Genomic DNA, 21,542 nt, shown 5'->3' on the forward strand with positions numbered 1-21,542 from the left:
TCCCTCACGCCATGGTTTTCAGCGCCGACGCAACCAGATCAGCCAGATGCGCTGCAGAAGGCACGCCCCCGAAAGGATGGAACTGGTTCAGCCATGCAACCCGCCCGTTGCGGACAGGACCGAGAAGTTTCCACATGGTGTTCTGTTGTAGCGAACGCTCCGTCTGGAGTTTTTGCGACGGGATTTCCACCACCAGAAACGCAGCATCGTGGTTGGCCATCAACTGGTCGAGCCCGGCACGTGCCATGCCGGTTCCGTTCACCGGCCCGGTCCATAGATTGTCGAGACCGAGCTTGCGCAGGACTGCATCGGGAAGTGTACCCTTCCCGTACATGGTCATTTCCCGCCCGCCAATATCGGGCAGCATGATGCCGACGGGATATCGATGCCCTTTTATAGCTGACCTTGCCGCAGCAAACCGCTGTTCAGCCGCTTCGGCAACCGATGCCGCCAACGCGCGCGGCTGGCCGCACAGATCCGCCACCCGGTTCAGGATATCGACCGCCAGTTGATAGCGCTCTACATTGGGCGTCGTGATGCTGGGAACAAGTTCTATACGCGCCACATCCGCTATGCGCGGTGTCATCACCAGATTGTAATCGGTTGCGATGACGAAGTCGGGCTTCAGCGCCGCAAGCGCCTCCAGATTGATTTCCCAGAACGGCCCGACATCGGCAACGCCGTCCGGCAGAACGGGTGAAGCCATGCGCTGGCGGTAGAAGCCGGTATCTGAAAGACCGACCGGAACGATGCCGAAGGAAAGCATGGCCTCGGCAGCCGCCCAATCGATGGCGACGACACGCGGCATGGATGCGGCGCGCACCGGAAAGCCGGAAAGCCCCGCGCCAAGCGCGAGGCCCGGACCGGCTGACAAGCCAAGCAATATGTGGCGACGCGTCAGCAAACCCGTTCGCCCGTCAGAAACTGACTTTCACGCGGCCAATGACCGACCGGCGGTCGCCCTCATAGCAGCTGAAAGTGTCTTCGCAGGTCGTGAAATACTTCTTGTCGAAGAGATTGGTCGCGTTGAGCTGGAAGGTCATATCCTTGTATTTGTAGCTCATGCCCGCATCGACCAGCGTGCGGCCATCGACCTTGACCGTATTGGCCTTGTCGCCATAGCTGGACCCGACATATCGCACGCCGCTGCCAAGGCTGAGACCTTCTAGAACGCCGCTGCCGACGGTATAGTTGAGCCATGCCGAAGCCTGATGATCCGGCACCATGGTCGACTGGTTGCCGATGAACTGCGGCGCGTCCTCGGTCACTTCCGTCTTGGTATAGGTGTAGGAACCGATGAAGTCCCAGCCATAGGTCAGATTGACCTTGCCTTCGAGTTCGAGACCGCGCGAGCGCACCTCGCCTGTCGCCTGTGGCCCATCGACATAGCTGTAGGAAGCCACATTCGATTTCACGATGTCGAACCAGGCGAGCGTGAACAGGCCGTCGAAATCCTTCGGCTGATACTTTACGCCGACTTCCCACTGGCGTCCTTCGGACGGATCGAAAGTGTTGCCGCTGTTATCCGTGCCCAGATTGGGAACGAAGGATTCCGAATAGCTGACATAGGGCGCAATGCCCCATGGCGTGACATAGGTAAGACCGGCGCGGCCGCTGAACTTGCCGATATCCTGATCCGTGTCGCTATTATCCAGCCGATTGCGATTATCGAGACTCAGCCAGTCATAACGACCGCCGAGCGTCACGATCCAGCTCTCATTCAGCTTGATCTGGTCCTGCGCGTAAACACCCGTCTGATTGTATTTCTGACGATAGCTCTGCGTCATCGTGGTCGGCACCGTGATCGGAATGCCATAGGACGGATTGAAAGGATTGAGGCTTGGAGCCGGATCACGATACTGCGTCACGTCGGAATCCGAATAGGAATAATCGAGGCCGAACAGCGCCTGATGCGCAATGTTTCCGGTTTCAAATTCTGCAATCGCCTGATTGTCGACGACGAAACCGCTCATGTTTTCATCGAAACGGCGCGCCTGACGGGTGATGCCCGTCGGCCCAAGGCCAAGCGCAAGCACATTGTCCAGCAGGAAACTGACCTGACCGTAGCGCAGGTTCTGCTTCAACGTCCATGTGTCGTTGACGTGATGTTCGAACTCATAGCCGATGCTGCCCTGCTTCTGGACGCTGCGGTTGAAATCCGGGTCGCCCACCAGAATATCCGGCAGTCCCGGATAGAGATTGCTGATGGTGGCGGGCAGCACGCTGCCGCCGCTGTCGTCACGCAGGAGCTGGCCGGAAACCGTCAGTGTCGTGTCGGCATCGGGCGCCCAGGTCAGCGACGGGGCGATCATGTAGCGATCGTCCTTCACCTTGTCGCCATTGGAATATTCGAACTGCGTATCGCTTTTCCGCACCACACCGATCAGGCGATAAAGCAGGGTCTTGTCTTCATTGACGGGACCGGTCAGATCGACGCCGAACTGCTTGCGGTTGAAGCTGCCATATTCAACGGAGGCTTCGTGGAATGCCTCGGCCTGCGGTTTCTTGGTGATGCGATTGACGAGGCCACCAGCATCGCTCTGGCCATAAAGCGACGATACGGGACCGCGCAGGACCTCGACGGAATCCAGTTCATAGGGATCGTTGCGGAAGAAGGTGTAGCTGTTGGAGAGTTGGCGCAACCCGTCCTGATAGGAACTGGTAGACTGCGCGTTGAAGCCGCGCATGAGAATCCAGTCATAACCCTTCGGATCGGGGCCATAGGTTTCGATGGTGACCCCCAGCACATAGCGCAGCATTTCCGTCACGCTCTGGGCATTCTGGGTTTCAATCTGCTTGCGGCTGACCACCGATACCGACTGCGGCACCTCGATCAGGGGTGTGTCGGTCTTGGTGCCACCGCTGGACCTGTCGACCACGACGCTCGCCGACGTATCCCCGCTATTGTTACCCTGAAATGTGATCGTATCCAGCAGCAGCGAACCGTCGGCGGCGACCGTGCCGCCCTCACCCGCCTGCTGCGCCGCGATGGTGACGGTGTTGCCGCGGATGCGATAGGACAGGCCCGAGCCGGACAGGATGCGGCCCAGCGCTTCCGACCGCGTCAGGCTACCCTGCGCACCGTCAGAATTCTTGCCGCGCACGATGTTCGCATCGTAGAAAAGCTGAACGCCGGTCTTGCTGGAATATTGCACCAGAGCTTTTGAAAGCGGCTGTGCCGCAATATCGAATGAAACGCGCTGGACCTGCGCAGCCCCTGCCGTCTGGGCCAGAACCGGGTTTGGCGCAAGCGCTGCCACGGCAATGAGCGCACTGGCAGCGAGCAATTTTACGGGCAATCCGGATTTGAGAAGAGCTACGCGTTTCTGATTGTTTCCGGTCTGAATTTCGCTCTTCCTATCGACGCGCATGCTCTAATCCCCGATATCTGACACCCCTGCCATAAGCAGGATTTTCCCGTTCTATGCTGGCTGCAAAACAGCCCTTCAGAGAGTCAGACACCTCGGAAACGCAAACTAATGATCGGTCAGAAAAAATTTTTGACTTTTTTTATCCACTTATGGTCTGCACATGAAAAGATCCAACTATTGGATGCTTATCTGCGCGTCACGACAGTCATCCATCCGGAAGCATTCAGAACTTTGACTGGAAGGGTTTCGGCAATGGTGGTGAGTGCGGCTTCCGCATCGCGCGTGTCGAAAATTGCCGTCACCGGCATGTTGCCGATTTCGGCATCGGTCAGGAAAATACGGCCACGCCGGTAGCGCTCCAGCTCGCTCAGGACACGGCGCAGCGGAACATCCTCAAAGATGACGCGGTCATTGCGCCAAGCTTCCACGATCTGCGTATCGGCACGATGCGGCATGGCGATCTCGTCCCCGCCATAGGTAACCTGCCATCCTTCATCGAGACGGATTGGATCAGCAACACCGAAAGCCACAGAGACGGCATGCTCGACCACCGAGACCGTCACGGCATCGTCCACCAGCTTGATGTCAAACGCCGTTCCAAGTGCGGTAATCGTGCCGCCGCTGGCATTGACGACAAAGGGGCGCGCCGGATCGGCTGCGACCTGAAAGAACCCCTGCCCTTGATGAAGCACGAGATTGCGCCGACTGTCCGAAAAATCGACCGAAAGCGCTGAATAGCTGCCAAGTTCCACCGTGCTGCCGTCGGCAAGGGTGAAACTGCGACGCTCGCCGACATCGGTTCGGTATGTGGCGAACAATCCCGGACGCGACAGCATGTAAGCGCCGGGCGCAAGGATCGCAGCGGCAAGCACTCCCAGTACAACGCCCCGACGATTGACGCGGCTGGACCGGCGGTAACGATCATATTCCGGCTTCACCGCATCAAAACGCTGCCAGAGCGTCTGCGCGCGTTCATAAGCCACACGATGCGCCGGATCGGAGGCCATCCAGACCGAAAAGGCGCGCCGGTCCTCGGCGCTGGCGGTTTTGTCCTGCAAGAGAACAAACCATTCCAGCGCTTTCATGAAAACCGGATCGGTCTCGAAATCCTTCATGCGTGTTCGAACGTTCCCATTATCGGCTTTGGTTAGAGTGCGTTTCGATCCGGCTAAATCAGATCGGCGCGCCAGGTAATTGTTTCTTCTGCATTATCCTACACAAAACCGCTTCGCACTTTTCGGGATGCGCTCTATTCCGCAAGCCGCCTGTCTAGTTCGGCAAGTGCAGCCACGATCTGCGTTATAACCGTATTGCGGGAAATTCCCATACGCTCCGCGACCTCGTCATAGGTCAGCCCCTCGATCCTGTTGAGAACGAAGGCCTCGCGACGGCGCGGTGGCAGAAGCGCAATGGCCTGCAGAAGCTGGCGCAGTTCGCTACGATAAAGCGCCGTCATTTCCGGCGACGGACGGCTATCGGCAAAACGCTCCGGTGCATCGTCCTGAACTTCGACGTCGCTGCGGCGGCGCGTATCGCGCAAATGATTGAGCGCGAGGTTGCGCGCGGCGCGTTTCACATAAGCAGGCCCCGGCGCTTGCATCCCATCGTCGGGTCTGGCCAGCAGGTTGAGAAAGGCTTGTTGCACGACATCTTCCGCCGTGGTCGAGTTTCCGACGATACGCCGCACGAAAGCGCGCAGGCTCGAGCGCTCGCTTTCATAGAGTTCTGTCAGATCCCACAACCGGGAAGTCATTCGCGTCCGCTCTCCAGGCTTGCATATGTACAGGCCTGCGCAAACCGTGCGAGCCCTGCATCATGCCATAACCGCCTGAAAAATATCGCGCAATCACAGTGATTTAGAAGGATTCCAAGTGCTGCATATAAACATGCGTATTATACTCATGTTTTATCCAGTCAAAACATGAGCTTCGGTGTATTCTTATCGGAAAACCCAGTGAAACCGTGCGGGCAATTTCTGCACAACATATTGCAAAAATACAACAAACTTATAGAGGGGGCGACCAATGCCGCCCCTCGTCTTCATCCAGCCAGTCGTTCGGGCGAACGCAGGATGGAGGCGCCACCAGCCGCCTGTACGGCGAGGCTTCCATATTCGATACCGGCTGCAAGTGCCAGGTGCGCGTCGTGACCTTCGAGCCATGCATCGATAAAGCCCGCATTAAAAGCGTCACCCGCTCCGGTCGTATCGATGACCGGTACGTCCTTTGCCGCCATGTGAAGGTCCGCTTCGGCTGTACGCAGCCAGGCCCCTTCGCCGCCGCCCTTGAGAGCCACGACCGGGAAGTGCCCGGCAAGTGCGTCGAGCGCCGCAGCCGGATCGTCATGGCCGGTTATGGCCTGCGCTTCCTCGCGATTGGGAAGGAAGATGTCGACGCCTTCGCAGGCAGCCAGCAGGCAGGGGTCGTAGATCAGGGTTTCATCCCAGCTCGGATCGAGCGAGACGGAAAGACCTGCTGCCTTTGCCTGCTGCACGAGATCAGGGATTTCGTGCAGCGTGGCGAATTCTGCAATATGCAGATGCCCCGCATCTTTCCATTGCAATGCGGCTTCCAGCGTCGAGGGAAGTGCCGAACCGGCGCGACGCGACAGGAATGCGCGGTCATTGCCGATCACGCTTGCCACTGTCACCTGCGGCCCGGCATCGTCGGCCCGTTCCAGAAAGCGCAGATCGACACCGTCGATCTTCAGGTCCGGCTCCAGCCCGCGTGACAGGCCATCGAAGCCGAGCCGTGCGACCAGCGCGACCGCCCTTCCCGCATGAGCCAAATGCGCAGCCGAAATGAACGCCCCGCCACCTGCCGCCATCTTCATGTTCTCGGCAAAGACCTCGCGTCCGGGCTGCGGCAGCGATTGCAGCCCGGTGAAGATGAGGTCGCAATAGATCCGCCCTATGCTGAGAACTGCCGGACGCCTGAATTGTTGCGGCATCATAGGCGGCCCAGACTTTTCTCGGTCTTGGCGTCGAAGAGATAGAGGCTTCCCGCCGGTGCGGACACGGAAAGCGTGCCACCCGTTGCGGGAATGACCTTGCCCGGAGCCGTTGCAATCACCGAAACGCCGTTGACGTCGAGATGCACCAGCGTCTCCGCGCCAAGCGGCTCTACCGCCGTCACTGTACCGGTGAGCGATAAGCCGCTGGCTGTCCCGTCCTCGACTTTCAGGTCATGCGGGCGAACTCCAACCAGAATGTCCCCATCCGGCGCAAGTTCCACACCAGATCCATTGCGGCGCCCCGCAATCAGGTTCATCGACGGACTGCCGATGAAGCGCGCCGTAAACACGTCGGTCGGATTTTCATAAAGCTCGGTCGGCGTACCGGTCTGGAGAATACGACCGTCTCGCATGACAACGATGCGGTCGGCCATGGTCATGGCTTCAACCTGGTCATGGGTCACGTAAACGGTCGTCGTCTTGAGACGCTGATGCAGGCGCTTGATTTCGATGCGCATCTGCGCGCGGAGCTGGGCGTCGAGGTTCGACAGCGGCTCATCGAAAAGGAAGGCTGACGGATTGCGCACCATGGCGCGACCGATGGCGACGCGCTGGCGCTGGCCACCGGACAGTGCCGCCGGGCGACGGTCGAGATAGGGTTCCAGCCCGAGCGCCTTGCCGGTTTCCTCGATGCGCTTGTCCTTCTCGGCCTTGGACAGTTTCGACGTATAAAGCCCGAAGCCGATATTCTGGCGCACGGTCATATGCGGATAGATCGCATAATTCTGGAACACCATGGCGATGTTGCGCTGCTTCGGATCGCGTTCGTTGACAACTTCGCCGCCGATCTTCAGATGACCGCCGGAAATGTCTTCAAGCCCGGCGATCATGCGCAAGGTCGTGGACTTGCCACAGCCCGAAGGGCCGACAAAAACGACGAACTCGCCATCCTTGATCTGGAGATCGATTGCCCGGACCGCCTCGACCTTGCCATAACGCTTGACCAGCTTTTCAAGTTCGATGGTTGCCATCAGCGTGCCTCCACAAGTGCACTGAATTTTTCATTAAGTTCGCGAGCAGCCTTTGCTTCGGCGGCCGCATGGTCGAAAGCGATTGCCTTGAAGCGGTCCGCTTCCGCCTTGTGCCGCGCGAGTGCCGCGTTCATCGCGGTTGGTGCCGGACCGCCAAGACGGTCGCGCACGGCTACGAAATGCTGCGGCGAAACCAGTTCCTCGAACTTCTCGCGCCCGAAGGATGGCTCGCGCCCGGCGGACTCGCGGAAGGCTTCAAGGAAAGGTTCAAAACCGTCCTTCTCCAGACCGCCGCCCATCGCGACAACAGCGCGCGCAACCTTGGCCGCAATTTCATGCGCCTGACGGAACGAAAGACCTTCGATGCGCACCAGCGAATCCGCCAGTTCGGTGATCGTGATGCAGGAGCGGCGGATATTTTCCGCCACGCGGGCCGGGTCGATCCGGATCGCGCCGATGAATGCGGCCAGAAGATCGAGCACGCGACCAGCGGAGGCGAATGCCTCATAGCCCATCGCTTGGGTCTCGCCCTCACTGTCATTCATGTCGGTGAAAGGTGTGTTGTGCATCACGTCGAGGACGGTGCGGGCGCGGCCCATGGTCTGGCTTGCCAGGTGGCGCATATGTTCGATTGGAACGGGATTGCGCTTCTGCGGCATGATCGACGAAATCTGCACGAAGGCGTTCGGCACGTAAATCTGGCCGACCTCGAAACTGGTCCAGAACTGGAAGTCCTGAATGAGGCGCCCCAGATGCACGAACATCAGCTCCAGAGCCGAATAGGTGGAGGTTATGTAGTCTACCGCCGCAATGCAGCTATAGGAATTGGATAAGGGGGCAGCAAAGCCCAACAGGCTCGCTACTCGTGCGCGATCGATCGGGAAGCCCGAGGTGGTGATGGCCGCCGCCCCCATGGGTGACAGGTTGACGATGGCACGTGCGGCTTCCATCCGTTCCATATCCCGGATGAGAACCTCGATTGCCGCCGAAAGATAGTGACCGAAGGTCGATGGCTGTGCAGGCTGGCCATGCGTATAGGCGACGATCAGCGTCTCCTTTTCACGCTCGGCAGCCGCTATCATGACATCGAGTACATTGCGCGCCTGCGTCATCAGCGTATCGATATGATCCTTGAGGCCAAGCTTGAACAGCGTGTGGTCAATATCGTTGCGCGAGCGCGCCGTGTGAAGGCGACCGGCAGTATCGGCACCAATGCGCGCCTTCAGCTCCTTCTCGATGAGGAAGAAGAAGTCCTCCACTTCACCCGTATAGGTGAGCTTCGCAGGATCGATTTCCTTGTCGATGGCTTCCAGTGCACCCGCAATGGCTGCGGCCTGTTCGCGGTCGAGAATGCCGGTTTCGGTCAGCATGACGAGATGAGCGCGGTCGATGCGGCGAAAGCCGTCGACGTGATGGGTCTTGGCGCCGTCAAAAAGCGGGCGAAGCACGGTTTCCTTGTAAACCGGATCGGGGAAGACGCTTTTATCGGACAGCCGTGGATCGAGATCGGACATGGTTCAACCCTTGAGGCCAGCAAGCATGACACCGCGCACGATGTAACGCTGGAGAAGAAGAAAGACGACGAGCGTGGGAAGCGTGGCGATTGCCGCGCCGGTCATGATCATTTCCCACTGGATGGATTGCTCGACGGCGAAGCTCGAAAGCCCGACCGGCAGCGTATAAAGCTCCGGGCTGGTTGCAACGATCAGCGGCCAGAAGAAAGCGGTCCAGTTGCCGAGGAAGGTGAAGATCGCAAGCGCCGAGAGCGCAGGCGTCACCAGCGGCATGGCAACTTTCCACCAGATCTGGAATTCGTTGAGGCCGTCGACGCGGGCCGCCTCCAGAAAGTCGTTGGGAACGCCTTCGAAGAACTGCTTCATGAGAAACGTGCCAAAGGCCGTCATCATGCCGGGGAACATGATGCCCCAGTAGCTGTCCAGCCAGCCGAGCTTGCTCGACATCAGATACCACGGGATCACCAGCATTTCGGTGGGGATCATCAGCGTGGACAGGATGGCGAGGAAAATGAAATAGCGCCCGCGGAACTGGAATTTCGCCAGCGTATAACCGACGAGGCTGTCGAAGAAGACATTTGACAGCGTAACCACGACCGCGACGATCATGGAATTCAGGAACCAGCGCAGGAAGCGGCCATCGGCAAGAATGGTGACATAGTTCTGCAGTGTCGGCTCTGCCGGGATCAGGCGCAGGTCATAGACCTGTCCTGCCGTCTTGAGCGAGGTGGAGAACATGAAGGCCAACGGCGTGACCATGATGAGGCCACCGATGAGCAGCAGCGTCCATGTCAGGATGCGACCGGGCCGCAGATTCTGGAAAGGGAGCGGTTTGTTTTGAGCGGACGCTGTCATTTCTTTTCCCTCAGGATCCAGAGCTGCAACAGCGAGACGCAAAGCAGGATGGTGAACAGAACGACGGTTTGCGCAGCCGCATAACCCATCGCATAGGAGGAGAAGGCCGTCTGATAGATCATCAGCACCAGCGGCTTGGTGGAGCCGAGCGGTCCGCCGGGATCGTTCGTGGTCATGTTGTAGACCTGATCGAAGATGCGCAGGAAACCGATGGACGAGAAGACGACGAGGAACACCGTGGTGGGCTTCAGAAGCGGGATCGTGATCTTGCGCAGGATCGCCCACTCACCGAGGCCATCGATGCGTGCGGCTTCATAGAAAGTGTTGGGAACAGCGCGCAGGCCTGCCATGAAGATAATGATCTGGAAGCCGAGACCGGCCCAGATGGACGTCGCCATGATCGCATAGAGACCCTGATCGACCGAGCGCAGAAAGCCCTGCTGCGGAAGCCCCACCGCATTGAGAATATTATTGATGAAGCCTATGGGAGCGGGCTGATAGAACCAGCGCCAGACCCATGCCATGGCGGCAGCCGTGGTGAGATAGGGCAGGAAATAGAGCGCGCGGATAAAGCCGTGCATGATGCGCACGCGATCCAGAAAATAGGCGATCGTGAACGCCACCACGAGGCTGATCGGCGTGCCGACCAGCAGATAGGTGAAAGTGTTCTTGAACACTTTCCAGAATTCCGGATCGGCAAAGAGCTTCTGGTAATTGGCAAAGCCGATGAACTTTGGCGGGTTCATCAGGTCCCAGTCCGTGAGTGACAGCCAGAAGGCCTCTATCGTCGGGTAAAAGCGGATGACCGAATAGAACAGGATCGGGAGAGCGAGGAAGCTCCACACCCAGATCAACCGTCTTGTGCGCATGGAAAGGCGATCCGCCAGGCGATTGCCCGAAGGCCCGTTCGCTCTGCCGCCTGTTTCTGCAGTCATTGTCATGTTTCAAGATCCTTCGGCTACGGATGAGCCGTGCCGCGAGAAGAGCGGCGAGGCCCTGCCCCGCCGCATTTCAAGCCTGTTACTTGGCCGCGTCGAGCACATCCTGCTCGGCCTTGGCTGCCTGGTCGAGAGATTCCTTGACCGGCTGCTTTTCGAGAATGACGCGGTTAGCCATATCGACAGCGATCTGACGCTGCTTCAGCTCATCCACGAACATGGTCGTGTGCGCATATTCCAGACCTTTGAGGAACGGGCCGTAGATCGGATCGGCAAGGTTCGCTTCCGTCAGGGCTGCCGAACGGCGCGCAGGCAGTTCACCCACATCCTTCAACCAGATTTCCATGGCTTCCGGCGAGGAGATGTAGTTCAGGAACTTCTTGGCGGCTTCGAGTTTCTCGCCGCTTGCCTTGGCGCTGATGCCGTTGGCGAAGTAGCTCGCATAGTTGGAGCGCACGCCTTCCGCATTGGCGGGCAGCTCTGTCACGCCCCATTCGAAGTCCTTGATGGTGCGGAACGAACCGAGGCGGAAGGTGCCGTCGATGGTCATGGCAGCCATGCCAGCGCGGAAAGCAGCCTGGCCTTCATCCATGAACTTGACTTCGCCGACCTTATGTTCGGTCTGGAGACCGGTATAGAAGGCAAGCGCCTTTTCACCGGCAGCGTCGTTATAGGCGACCTTGCGGTCATTGTCGGTATAGGGCTGACCGCCGAACTGGCGCACCAGAACCTCACGCCACCAATGCTGGTCCTGTCCCGGCATGTCGAGCGTGATGCCTTCGGCCAGAAGATTGCCGGAAGCGTCGCGCTTCGTCGTCTTCTTGGCGGCTTCGACCATTTCATCCAGCGTCTTTGGCGGATTGTTCGGATCAAGGCCGGCGTCGGTGAACAGCTTCTTGTTGTAGAACAGGGCCAGCGAACGCACAGCGGTCGGCAGACCGTAATATTCATCGCCGCGCTTCATCGCCGAAACAATCGGGAAGAATTCGCTCTCGATCTTGTCATGCGGGAACGTGTCCTGCGGCAGCGGCTGCAGAATGCCGCCAGCGACGAACTTGTCCAGCCAGCCATAGAAAAGCTGCATCACGTCCGGGCTCTTGCCCGCCATCTTCGCTGCGATCACGCGCGTCTGATAGTCGTCGTAAGGGAACGTGACCTGCTTGACCTTGATGTCCGGATTGGCCTTCTCGAAATTCTCGATCAGCTTGTCCATCGCCTTGACACGTGTCTCGAAGACATATTGCCAATATTCGATTTCGACAGCCTGAGCGGCATTGATCGCAAAGGTGCTGAGCCCTGCAACCAGACCTGCCAATAACAGCTTACGCATTTAAACCTCCCTAATGCCCCGCCCACCGGTTCGAATGCGGTCGCCAGGCACGGCTGCGGCAGTGCCTCGCACAATCCGCATATTCCACCACATGCCGCGCAGATCGTGCGCGGCGCCCATTTTCACTCATGCGGAAACCCACTTCCCCGTCATGAGGCCGGACGGTCTTCACCACCCTGCCTTTACGGTTCAACGTTGCGGGCATTTTGTCAATAAGATAATTTAGTTGAATTAATATATTGCTGTTAAAAGCGCCTCGCGTTATCTCTTTTGACGGGAGACAGGAGGGACCATGACATCGAAATCAGACGGACACTCTGAAGACGGATCGCTCATCGCGCCTGCTAGTGCACAGGGCGGCTCGCTTGCGGTCACCCTTGGCAAGAATCCCGAGCGAATTCGCGATCATAACCGGCGCGTGGTGCTTGATGTCGTTCGCCGCCACGGTCCTCTGGGCCGGATGCATATCGCCCGCCTCACCCATCTGACCGCACAGGCCATCGCCAATATCGTCGATGAGCTGGTTTCAGAGAATCTGCTCATGCAGCTTGGACGGCTGAAAACGGGACGCGGCCAGCCGCCGATCCAGTTTGCCGTCAATCCCGACGGTGCGATGACCATCGGTGTCGAAATGGGTTCGACGCATATGGTGACGACAGTGCTTGATCTGTCCGGCAAGCCGCGCATGCAGCATGTGCGCCCCATTCAGGATGTCAGCCCCGACAAGCTCTCCGCACAATTGCGAAAAGAAGTCGATGCCATGAAGGCTTCGTTTCCCGCGCGCCTGCTCGGCATAGGTGTCGTGATGCCGGGCCCGTTCGACATTGAAGGCATGAGTTCGGTCGGCCCGACCACTCTGCCCGGCTGGTCCGGGATCGATGCAGCAGCGGTCCTGAGTGAAGCCTGCGGCGAATCCGTTCTGGTCGAAAACGACGCCAACGCCGCCGCCGTCGGCGAACGCCTGTTTGGTGCAGGACATGCGATTTCCAATTTCGCCATGATTTATTTCGGTGCCGGTATCGGGCTTGGCATGATTCAGGACGGCGCGCCGTTTCGCGGCGCTTTCGGCAATGCCGGTGAAATCGGCCATATCGTCATCACGCCCAATGGACGCAGTTGCGCCTGCGGCCAGAAAGGCTGTCTTGAAACCTATGCCTCACTTCATACCTTGCGCGAAAAGCTTCACGCCGCGGGGGTCAAGGACACCGATTTCGATGCGCTGGAAAAGCTGCATGAAGACCGCAACCCGGTTCTGATGGGCTGGGTGCAGGAAGCCGCCGACCATCTGGCGCCAATGATTGCCATGATCGAAAACATTCTCGATCCCGAGACAATCATTCTGGGCGGCATGGTGCCCGATGCGATCATCGACGACCTGATCTGGCATATGGGTGGCCTGCCGATTTCGGTTGCGAGCCGACGCGCCCGCGCATTGCCGCGCGTCATTCGTGGGCAGACGGGGCAGTTCACCGCTGCTTTGGGCGCCGCATCCCTGCCGATGTTCGAGGCCATGACGCCGAAACTCGATACTAATTCGGAAATCTGACCATGCTCACCGCCCTTCAGCGCATCGAGCGCCAGAAGTCATCCCCGGCCCTTGTCCGGCTGCACCGGGCACTGAGCAGGCTGCGCTCGACAGTCACGCTGATGCATACGGGTGCGCATCCTGACGACGAGCAAAGCGGCCTGATGGCCTATATGCGCTTCGGGCTTGGCATGCGGGTGGTGATTGCCTGTTCGACACGCGGCGAAGGCGGGCAAAATGCACTCGGCCCCGAACGTGGCGGTGCGCTTGGCGTCATCCGCAGCCGCGAGATGGAGGAAGCAGCGCGCATTCTGGATTGCGACGTGCATTGGCTTGGGCATGGTCCCGACGATTCGGTCCACGATTTCGGCTTCTCCAAGGATGGTGACGGCACATTCGCCCATTGGGGCGAGGAGAAAACCGTCGAGCGGCTGGTCCGCGCTTATCGCACCGAGCGTCCGGATATTGTGCTGCCGACCTTTCTCGATGTTCCCGGCCAACATGGCCACCACCGCGCCATGACACGGGCGGCGGAAACGGCCATACGGCTCGCTGCCGACCCCACCGCCTTTCCAGAACATTTTTCCGAAGGGCTAATGCCGTGGCAGGTGGCGAAATTCTATCTCCCCGCCTGGTCGGGCGGCGGCGATACCTATGATGACGAGCTTCCGCCACCCGACACAACATTGACGGTTCATGCGGCGGGGCGCGATGCGGCAACCGGCGCCGATTACGATCGTCTCGGTGAGTGGTCGCGTGCCTGCCATGCCACACAGGGCATGGGGCGCTGGCCGGAAATGCCGAAGGTTGAGTGGCCGCTGCATCTGAAACTGCCAGAAAGCCATTCGGAAACGACAATCCTTGACGCGCTTCCCGAAACTCTTGCCACACTGGCTGAAGTCAACGGACTGGCGCTTGAAAGCCAAAAGCAGCTTCTCAATGTCCATTCTTCTATTGAGCAGGCAATAGCCGTTTTTCCCAATAGAGAAGCCATTATCAAAAATCTTGTCGAGGCCGCAAAACGCCTGAAAGCTGTTCTGGCCAGCGCGCAGGAAGGTTTCCTTTTGCAAGACGGGCACAGGCTGGAACGCAAGCTGCGGGAAATCGATGCCGCGCTGATCGAAGCCGCCTCGCTGTTTGAGCGCGCTTATCTGGATGAGCCGATATTGCCGACAGGCGGCGAGACGCGTCTTGTTGTCGAATACGGCCCCGGTGCGGCAGAGATTGCAGCAACGGCGGAAGCCATATTGCCGCAAGGCTGTTCGATCACCGGCGAGCACCGCACGCCGGAACGAGAAATCCTGACCATTTCCCTGGCGAAAGATGCAGCACCTTCCCCGCTTTTCGAACCTGTATGGCGGTCAGTCGGCGGCAATGGACAAGCCTATATCCGGCTGAAAGCGCAGTTTGACGGGCATCTGGCGGAATCTTGTTGCGATCTCGAAGAGCCGCTCGCCATTGTGCCGCCTGTCTCGTTGAAGATCGACCCGCCAGCCGTCATCATATCGGGCGAACACGCCCCATTGCCGATCCAGCTTCAGGCCAATGGCCCGGCAAAACAGATTACCTTCGCCTCGTCGAACGGCTGGGAAGTCAACGTAAACGGATCGAATGCCGTCTTGCACGGGCCATCCGATCCGGCACCCGGATTGACCTGCCTGCAGGCATTGGTTGATGGAACTCCCGCGTGGCAAACGCACGCCGCCAGCTATCCGCATATCGGCAGAACCGTCTGGTGCGAGCCTGCCGTACTGCCTGTGCTGACCCTCGACGTGAAGCTGCCCGACGCTCGCATCGGCTATATCGGCAACGGCGCTGACAATGTCGGCCTTTGGTTGAAACGCATGGGATTTGATGTCACCGACATCGAACCGCATCATCTTGCCGGTGATCTATCAGAGTTCACGACCATCGTGATCGGCATATTTGCCTTTGGCGTGCTCGACGATCTTGCTGCGGCAACGGAAAAGCTGCACCGCTTCGTTGAAGATGGCGGACATCTGGTAACGCTTTATCACCGGCCGTCGGACGGCTGGCATCCAGATCAAACACCACCGCGAAGACTGATCATCGGTTCCCCGTCATTGCGCTGGCGCGTTACGAACCCACATGCGGCGGTTACGGTCCTTGCGCCCGACCATCCTCTGCTGCTCGCCCCCAACATTATCGATCGGGATGATTGGGAAGGCTGGCAAAAGGAACGCGGGCTTTACTTCGCCTCTGCATGGGATGACGCCTATCAGCCGCTGCTGGCCATGCACGATGAAGGCGAACAGCCGCTTTTCGGTGCGCTTGTTTCAGCGCAGATCAGCAAGGGCCGTCATACGCATACAAGCCTCATCCTGCATCATCAGCTCGACAAGCTGGTCCCCGGTGCATTCCGGCTGATTGCCAATCTGGTACAACCTGCGGGATAATTTCGTGATGTCGTTTTCGTGAAATATTCATGACATTCACATCCTCTCGAGAAGAATGTATTTCCCTTATATTTCATTTCACTAATTAATTTTTCTTGAGTTTCCTTCGCTGGAAATTTCGCTCTATCACAGCGTGTATTCGACTCATGGAGATAAATTGTCATGCGCAATCTGGTACGTGTTTCTTTGACCGGCCTGTTCCTTGGAGCAGGTCTTGCTGGCGCTTTCGCACAGGCCACGCCGGAACAGATGGAAATGGCCTATAATGCCGCCCGCAACCAGCTTGGCGTGCTCCAGTACTGCCAGGAAAAGGGTTATACCGATGGCGGCGCCATCGAGATCCAGACGAAGATGATTGCGCTTATCCCTGCTCCTTCCGACACCGCCAAAGCCGATGCTGCAGAAGCTACAGGCAAGCAGGGTAAGGTTTCGGCTATGGGCATGGAGCAAGATCTTGCAACCAGCGCAAAGGCCCAAAACGTTTCGGAAGAAAAGCTCTGCCAGAGCATGGCCGATATCGTAAAACAGGCTGGTGCCCAGCTTCCAAAGTAAGACGGATCACGCCATTCCAGAAAAAGAGCCTCGCGTTAGCGGGGCTTTTTGCTGTCTGAGGTTTTATATTCGATATCACTTAAATAACGCGCATGGCGAGATTGCAGTTTTCGTTTTAAATTCAGCACTTTATTAATCATATGAAATACTCATTTTCCGTTTACCATGCAACTTAAGAGGGTACACATAATTGGCGGATAGTTTGCTCCCAGGTCACAGCGACCACTAAACAAGCAAGAATGATCTCAGGAGCAACACATGACCAAGTTTTTCGCACGCTTCCGTAAGGACGAATCCGGCGCAACCGCCATCGAATACGGCCTCATCGCGGCTTTGATTTCGGTTGCTATCATCGGCGGGGCCTCCACCCTCGGCAAAGATATCGGCAAGAAATTTACGGACATTAGTACAGCCGTTACAGGTGCAAAGTCGCCTACGGAATAATCAGATACCGTAGGTACTAGCTTATAAAGGCCCCTTCATCGAAGGGGCCTTTATAATTGCTGCACATCACCAATGAGCATGTATCATCACAGCTAACCAAGCTAACGTTCTGCAATCTTTATTGATTATGGGTGCTCGACAGAAACGCGCATAATCCCTCTAAATAGTGGTTCGCCGCGTGGTTTTTGCGTATTCCAGCGCTGACCCCGGCCTTTCGGGAGTAGCGAACATGTCATTGAAATCCATTTTACTGGCGCTCGGCATCGGCGCTGCCGGTTTGACACTTAGCGGTTGTGTTTCCGAGGGATATTATGGCTCCGGCTATTATGATCCGTATTATGTGCGCGGCGGCTATGTCGGTACGGGCGTGATCTATAATAACGGCGGCTATTATCGGAACTATCCGCGTTATTACCGAAACTCGCGCTACTATCGTGACCGCGATTATTACCGCTATCGTGACCGGGATCGTCCTGGCCGTCCATCGCACAGCAGACCGGACCGCCCACGCCCACCGCGGCCGGATCGTCCGCCGTCTGACAATGCAGGCCGTCCAAATCCGGGAAATCTGCCGGTTATCCAGCCGATCAAGCGTGGTCCGCATAACTGAAACAAAAACACCCGCCGAAATCCGGCGGGTGTTTTGCATAAAAGGAACCGATGTCAGAGCTTGATGACATATTCCTTGCGGGTGGTCTCGATGACTTCCCAGCTTCCCTTGAAACCGGGCCGGATGACGAAACTGTCTCCGGCTTCGACTTCACGGGTTTGACCGCCCTCTTCGCTGACGACGGACCGGCCTGACAGAATGTGGCAAAACTCCCATTCGTCATATTCGATACGCCATTTTCCAGGCGTGCTCTCCCAAATTCCTGCGAAAAGCGTGCCATCGGCATTCTCGTCCAGATTCCACGTGCGGAATTTTGGAGCACCTGAAAGAAGGCGCTCCGGTGACGGTGCGCCTTCCTCCGGTTCAATGCCGGTCAGGTCGAAATCGAGAAACCGGGTCATAAATTAGACCTTTGCCAGCGCCTGCTCGATATCGGCGATGATATCGTCCGCATCCTCGATGCCGATAGACAGGCGCACGACATCCGGACCAGCACCCGCCGCCACCTTCTGCTCGTCGCTGAGCTGGCGATGCGTCGTCGATGCCGGATGGATGACCAGCGAGCGCGTGTCGCCAATATTGGCCAGCAGCGAAAACAGTTCGAGGCTATCCACAAACTTGACGCCAGCTTCATAACCACTCTTGAGACCGAAGGTGAAAACAGAGCCCGCACCCTTCGGCGCATATTTCTGCTGGAGTGCATGGAATTTATCATGCGGCAGCCCGGCGTAATTCACCCATGACACTTTCTCATGGCCATGCAGCCAGGTGGCAACCTTCAGAGCGTTGTCGCTGTGGCGCTGCATGCGCAGCGGCAAGGTTTCCGCGCCGGTCAATATCTGGAACGCATTGAACGGTGAAATGGCCGGACCAAAATCGCGCAACCCCAGTACACGGGCCGCAATGGCGAAAGAAATATTGCCAAAGGTCTTGTGCAGTTCCAGACCGGCATAATCCGGGCGCGGTTCCGTCAGAAGCGGATAATTGCCGGATTTCGCCCAGTCGAACGTGCCGCCGTCGACCAGAATACCGCCCATCGAATTGCCATGACCGCCGATGAACTTGGTCAGCGAGTGAACGACGATATCCGCGCCGTGCTCGATCGGACGCACCAAGTAGGGTGATGCCAGCGTATTGTCCACGATGAGCGGGAGGCCGTTTCTGTGCGCGATTTCGGCAATAGCCTCGATATCCACCACGATGCCGCCGGGATTGGCAAAGCTTTCGATGAAGATAGCGCGCGTCTTGCTGTCGATCTGCTTTGCAAAATCGGTCGGGTTGGTGGCATCGGCCCAGCGCACCTGCCAGCCGAAGGATTTGAACGACTGACCGAACTGGTTGATCGAACCGCCGTAAAGCTGGCGCGCTGCTACGAAATTATCACCCGGCTGAAGCAGCGTATGGAACACGAGCAACTGCGCTGCATGACCGGATGCAGTTGCAACGGCTGCCGTACCGCCTTCGAGTGCCGCAATACGCTCTTCCAGAACAGCGGTCGTCGGATTTGTGATGCGCGTATAGATATTGCCGAACGCCTGCAAACCAAACAGCGAAGCGGCGTGGTCAGCATCATCGAACACAAATGAAGTCGTCTGATAGATTGGCGTTGCGCGGGCACCGGTTGTCGGATCGGGCTTTGCCCCTGCATGAACAGCAAGCGTTTCAATTCCGGGAGAGCGTTTCGACATCATTTCCTCCTGTGTCCCAAACCCTAATCAGGTCCGGACGTTAGGCGTTGCCGCCAGGAAAGCAAAGGAGGTTTTTCCGCCAAATGCCAGATTCGCAGAAATTAAATCCGAAAGCTCTTATTCAGCGACCAGACGTAGATATTCGATAGCCGGGCAGCGGTCCATGACGACGGTGACGCCTGCTTCTCTGGCCCTGTTTCCAGCGTCTTCGTGCACGACGCCAAGCTGCGTCCACAAGACCTTCGGGCGATGCTTCATTGCAAGAACTTCGTCCACGATGCCCGGCAGCGAATAAGGTTCACGGAAGACATCCACCATATCCACCGGTTCTTCGATATCTGCCAGACGCGCAACGACACGCTGACCGTGTATATCCTTTCCCGCCTGCCCCGGATTGACCGGAATCACGCGGTATCCCTTGGAAAGCAGGAATTCCATCACGCCATTGCTCGGCCGCTCCGGTTTCGGCGATGCGCCGAGAAGCGCGATTGTTTTGACGCAAAGAAGGATATCTCGGATCTGGTCGTCGGAAGGATTTTGCATCTTGTCCTCTTCAGTCGCTAGGGCCAGCGCTTGCATCAAGGCTGCCGCAGCCTCTATTGATAAATAAATTTGGGAGGAATGCATGAATATCAATACCGCGCATCGCACAAGCGTCAGCCCCGTCATGGCTATCGATGAACTGCGGGCTTTCATGAGGCGCGAATTTCCACAGCTTGGCGATGCTTTTGAGGTCGTGGCAGTGGATGAGGGTTCCGCGACAATGCGGCTTCACGCCGATGAGCAACATCTGCGCCCCGGTGGCACGGTTTCCGGCCCCTCGCTTTTCGCGCTCGCCGATGTGACGGCCTATGCAGCCATATTGGCCCATATCGGCCCGGTGGCGCTGGCCGTAACGACAAACCTCAATATCAATTTCCTGCGCAAGCCCTCCCCTGGCACCGTTGAGGCCGTTGCTCATCTGCTGAAGCTCGGCAAGCGCCTGGCGGTGCTCGATATCAGCCTGACCGACGGCACAAGCGGCGAGCTTGTGGCCCACGCCACTGCCACCTATTCGATCCCGCCGCGATAAAAATGCGCAAAAAGATAAGGTATTATAATACCAATTACATAACTAACTGATTTTACTATGTTTTTAAAACTATACTCCGAATATAAGACTTGACGGCCACCCGGACATTGTGTATCGACCCGCCAGTGAGCCGAGCAGAAGTGACCTTTTGCCCGCTCGTTCGGGTTGGACACGATCCAACACAAGCAACAAAAAAAGCCCTGATTTTCAAGATCGGGGATTAAGTCAAGGAAGACTTCAATGGCAACTTTCTCTCAGAAGCCGGCCGAAGTGGTGAAGAAGTGGGTGCTGATCGACGCCGAAGGCCTCGTGCTCGGCCGTCTCGCCACCATCGTCGCCAATCGCCTGCGCGGCAAGCATAAAGCAACCTTCACTCCGCATGTTGACGATGGCGACAATGTCGTAATCATCAATGCCGACAAGATCGTGCTGACCGGCAAGAAGTACACCGACAAGAAGTATTACTGGCACACCGGTCATCCGGGCGGCATCAAGGAGCGCACTGCTCGCCAGATTCTCGAAGGCCGTTTCCCGGAACGCGTCGTCGAAAAGGCAATTGAGCGTATGATCCCGCGCGGTCCGCTCGGCCGTCGCCAGATGAAGAACCTGCGCGTCTATGCAGGCCCGAACCATCAGCAGGAAGCTCAGCAGCCGGAAGTCCTCGACGTCGCCGCGCTGAACCGCAAGAACAAAGGGAATGCATAATCATGGCTGAGCAGCTCAACTCGCTCGAAGAACTCGGCACTGTTGCCAAGACCGAAGCTGCCGCTCCGGTTCATGTCCAGAAGCTGGACGCACAGGGCCGCGCTTATGCCACCGGCAAGCGTAAGGACGCCGTTGCACGCGTATGGGTCAAGCCGGGCACCGGCAAGATCACCGTCAACGACAAGGAATTCGAAAAGTATTTCGCACGTCCGGTCCTGCAGATGATCCTGCAGCAGCCGATCGTTGCATCGAATCGCGCTGGTCAGTTCGACATCGTTGCCACCGTTGCCGGTGGCGGCCTCTCCGGTCAGGCCGGTGCTGTTCGTCACGGCATCTCCAAAGCCCTCACCTACTACGAACCGGGCCTGCGCACGGTTCTCAAGAAGGGTGGCTTCCTGACCCGCGACAGCCGCGTCGTTGAACGTAAGAAGTACGGTAAGGCCAAGGCTCGCCGTTCGTTCCAGTTCTCCAAGCGCTAACGCGCTTAGGGCCAGTTCTCAAAGCGCTAATATTCTTATCGCTTTGGACTTACAGAAAA

The 21,542-nt window shown here is 57.7% G+C and carries 21 protein-coding genes; 8 read left to right on the forward strand and 13 right to left on the reverse strand.

Annotated features, from left to right (window positions below; all coding sequences use genetic code 11):
• Nucleotides 1-4: 4 nt before the first annotated feature.
• The 10 genes from MKS82_RS05270 to MKS82_RS05315 all read right to left on the reverse strand — a co-directional run bounded on the left by MKS82_RS05270 (nt 5) and on the right by MKS82_RS05315 (nt 11,991).
• Complete coding sequence (locus MKS82_RS05270; protein ID WP_240578455.1) at nt 5-904, reverse strand: ABC transporter substrate-binding protein; 900 nt, start codon at nt 902-904, stop codon at nt 5-7.
• Nucleotides 905-917: 13 nt separating this feature from the next.
• Entirely contained in the window at nt 918-3,371 is a 2,454-nt protein-coding gene (locus MKS82_RS05275) for a TonB-dependent siderophore receptor (RefSeq protein WP_109987577.1), read from the reverse strand.
• A 185-nt stretch (nt 3,372-3,556) separates the two neighbouring features.
• Nucleotides 3,557-4,486: a FecR family protein gene (locus tag MKS82_RS05280; RefSeq protein ID WP_109987576.1), complete on the reverse strand. Its 930-nt coding sequence runs from the start codon at nt 4,484-4,486 to the stop codon at nt 3,557-3,559.
• A gap of 134 nt (nt 4,487-4,620) precedes the next feature.
• Nucleotides 4,621-5,124 (reverse strand): RNA polymerase sigma factor, encoded by a 504-nt coding sequence (locus MKS82_RS05285; protein ID WP_109987575.1) that lies wholly within the window; start codon nt 5,122-5,124, stop codon nt 4,621-4,623.
• A 287-nt stretch (nt 5,125-5,411) separates the two neighbouring features.
• On the reverse strand, nt 5,412-6,323 hold the full coding sequence (locus tag MKS82_RS05290) for a carbohydrate kinase family protein (protein WP_109987574.1): 912 nt from the start codon (nt 6,321-6,323) through the stop codon (nt 5,412-5,414).
• Nucleotides 6,320-7,354 (reverse strand): ABC transporter ATP-binding protein, encoded by a 1,035-nt coding sequence (locus MKS82_RS05295; RefSeq protein WP_109987573.1) that lies wholly within the window; start codon nt 7,352-7,354, stop codon nt 6,320-6,322. Before MKS82_RS05295 ends, MKS82_RS05290 begins: the two co-directional genes overlap by 4 nt.
• Nucleotides 7,354-8,868 carry an argininosuccinate lyase gene (gene argH, locus MKS82_RS05300; RefSeq protein WP_109987572.1) on the reverse strand — a complete coding sequence of 505 codons (1,515 nt, stop codon included), beginning with the start codon at nt 8,866-8,868 and terminating at the stop codon, nt 7,354-7,356. The genes MKS82_RS05295 and argH overlap by 1 nt, the downstream gene beginning before the upstream one ends.
• 3 nt (nt 8,869-8,871) lie before the next feature.
• Nucleotides 8,872-9,723: a carbohydrate ABC transporter permease gene (locus MKS82_RS05305; RefSeq protein WP_010661134.1), complete on the reverse strand. Its 852-nt coding sequence runs from the start codon at nt 9,721-9,723 to the stop codon at nt 8,872-8,874.
• Complete coding sequence (locus MKS82_RS05310; protein WP_445558057.1) at nt 9,720-10,664, reverse strand: carbohydrate ABC transporter permease; 945 nt, start codon at nt 10,662-10,664, stop codon at nt 9,720-9,722. The genes MKS82_RS05305 and MKS82_RS05310 overlap by 4 nt, the downstream gene beginning before the upstream one ends.
• 79 nt (nt 10,665-10,743) lie before the next feature.
• Nucleotides 10,744-11,991, reverse strand: a complete 1,248-nt coding sequence (locus tag MKS82_RS05315) for an extracellular solute-binding protein (protein ID WP_109987570.1) — start codon at nt 11,989-11,991, stop codon at nt 10,744-10,746.
• Nucleotides 11,992-12,283: 292 nt separating this feature from the next.
• Here MKS82_RS05315 and MKS82_RS05320 point away from each other — a divergent pair, with 292 nt between their 5' ends.
• The 5 genes from MKS82_RS05320 to MKS82_RS05340 all read left to right on the forward strand — a co-directional run bounded on the left by MKS82_RS05320 (nt 12,284) and on the right by MKS82_RS05340 (nt 17,539).
• The gene (locus MKS82_RS05320) at nt 12,284-13,537 is read left to right on the forward strand and encodes an ROK family protein (RefSeq protein ID WP_109987569.1); all 1,254 of its coding nucleotides are present in this window, start codon (nt 12,284-12,286) and stop codon (nt 13,535-13,537) included.
• 2 nt (nt 13,538-13,539) lie between these two features.
• Nucleotides 13,540-15,933 carry a PIG-L family deacetylase gene (locus MKS82_RS05325; RefSeq protein WP_240578456.1) on the forward strand — a complete coding sequence of 798 codons (2,394 nt, stop codon included), beginning with the start codon at nt 13,540-13,542 and terminating at the stop codon, nt 15,931-15,933.
• Nucleotides 15,934-16,095: 162 nt separating this feature from the next.
• Nucleotides 16,096-16,485, forward strand: a complete 390-nt coding sequence (locus MKS82_RS05330; RefSeq protein ID WP_109987567.1) for a pore-forming ESAT-6 family protein — start codon at nt 16,096-16,098, stop codon at nt 16,483-16,485.
• A gap of 258 nt (nt 16,486-16,743) precedes the next feature.
• Nucleotides 16,744-16,929 (forward strand): Flp family type IVb pilin, encoded by a 186-nt coding sequence (locus MKS82_RS05335; RefSeq protein WP_109987566.1) that lies wholly within the window; start codon nt 16,744-16,746, stop codon nt 16,927-16,929.
• 229 nt (nt 16,930-17,158) lie between these two features.
• Nucleotides 17,159-17,539 carry a hypothetical protein gene (locus tag MKS82_RS05340; protein ID WP_109987565.1) on the forward strand — a complete coding sequence of 127 codons (381 nt, stop codon included), beginning with the start codon at nt 17,159-17,161 and terminating at the stop codon, nt 17,537-17,539.
• 53 nt (nt 17,540-17,592) lie between these two features.
• Here MKS82_RS05340 and MKS82_RS05345 read toward each other — a convergent pair whose 3' ends face one another.
• The 3 genes from MKS82_RS05345 to MKS82_RS05355 all read right to left on the reverse strand — a co-directional run bounded on the left by MKS82_RS05345 (nt 17,593) and on the right by MKS82_RS05355 (nt 19,770).
• The gene (locus tag MKS82_RS05345) at nt 17,593-17,940 is read right to left on the reverse strand and encodes a cupin domain-containing protein (protein WP_109987564.1); all 348 of its coding nucleotides are present in this window, start codon (nt 17,938-17,940) and stop codon (nt 17,593-17,595) included.
• Between the two features lie 3 nt (nt 17,941-17,943).
• Nucleotides 17,944-19,227, reverse strand: a complete 1,284-nt coding sequence (locus MKS82_RS05350) for an O-acetylhomoserine aminocarboxypropyltransferase (RefSeq protein ID WP_109987563.1) — start codon at nt 19,225-19,227, stop codon at nt 17,944-17,946.
• Nucleotides 19,228-19,344: 117 nt separating this feature from the next.
• The gene (locus MKS82_RS05355; RefSeq protein WP_181394276.1) at nt 19,345-19,770 is read right to left on the reverse strand and encodes a CoA-binding protein; all 426 of its coding nucleotides are present in this window, start codon (nt 19,768-19,770) and stop codon (nt 19,345-19,347) included.
• Between the two features lie 82 nt (nt 19,771-19,852).
• Between MKS82_RS05355 and MKS82_RS05360 the strand changes: the two genes are divergently transcribed.
• The 3 genes from MKS82_RS05360 (at nt 19,853) to rpsI (ending at nt 21,483) form a co-directional block, all read left to right on the forward strand.
• On the forward strand, nt 19,853-20,299 hold the full coding sequence (locus MKS82_RS05360; RefSeq protein ID WP_109987561.1) for a PaaI family thioesterase: 447 nt from the start codon (nt 19,853-19,855) through the stop codon (nt 20,297-20,299).
• A 240-nt stretch (nt 20,300-20,539) separates the two neighbouring features.
• Entirely contained in the window at nt 20,540-21,004 is a 465-nt protein-coding gene (gene rplM / locus MKS82_RS05365; RefSeq protein ID WP_109987560.1) for a 50S ribosomal protein L13, read from the forward strand.
• A 2-nt stretch (nt 21,005-21,006) separates the two neighbouring features.
• Nucleotides 21,007-21,483 (forward strand): 30S ribosomal protein S9, encoded by a 477-nt coding sequence (gene rpsI, locus MKS82_RS05370; protein ID WP_006466519.1) that lies wholly within the window; start codon nt 21,007-21,009, stop codon nt 21,481-21,483.
• The last annotated feature ends 59 nt before the right edge of the window (nt 21,484-21,542 follow it).

The sequence above is a fragment of the Ochrobactrum sp. A-1 genome, from assembly GCF_022488005.1.
Classification (GTDB): domain Bacteria; phylum Pseudomonadota; class Alphaproteobacteria; order Rhizobiales; family Rhizobiaceae; genus Brucella.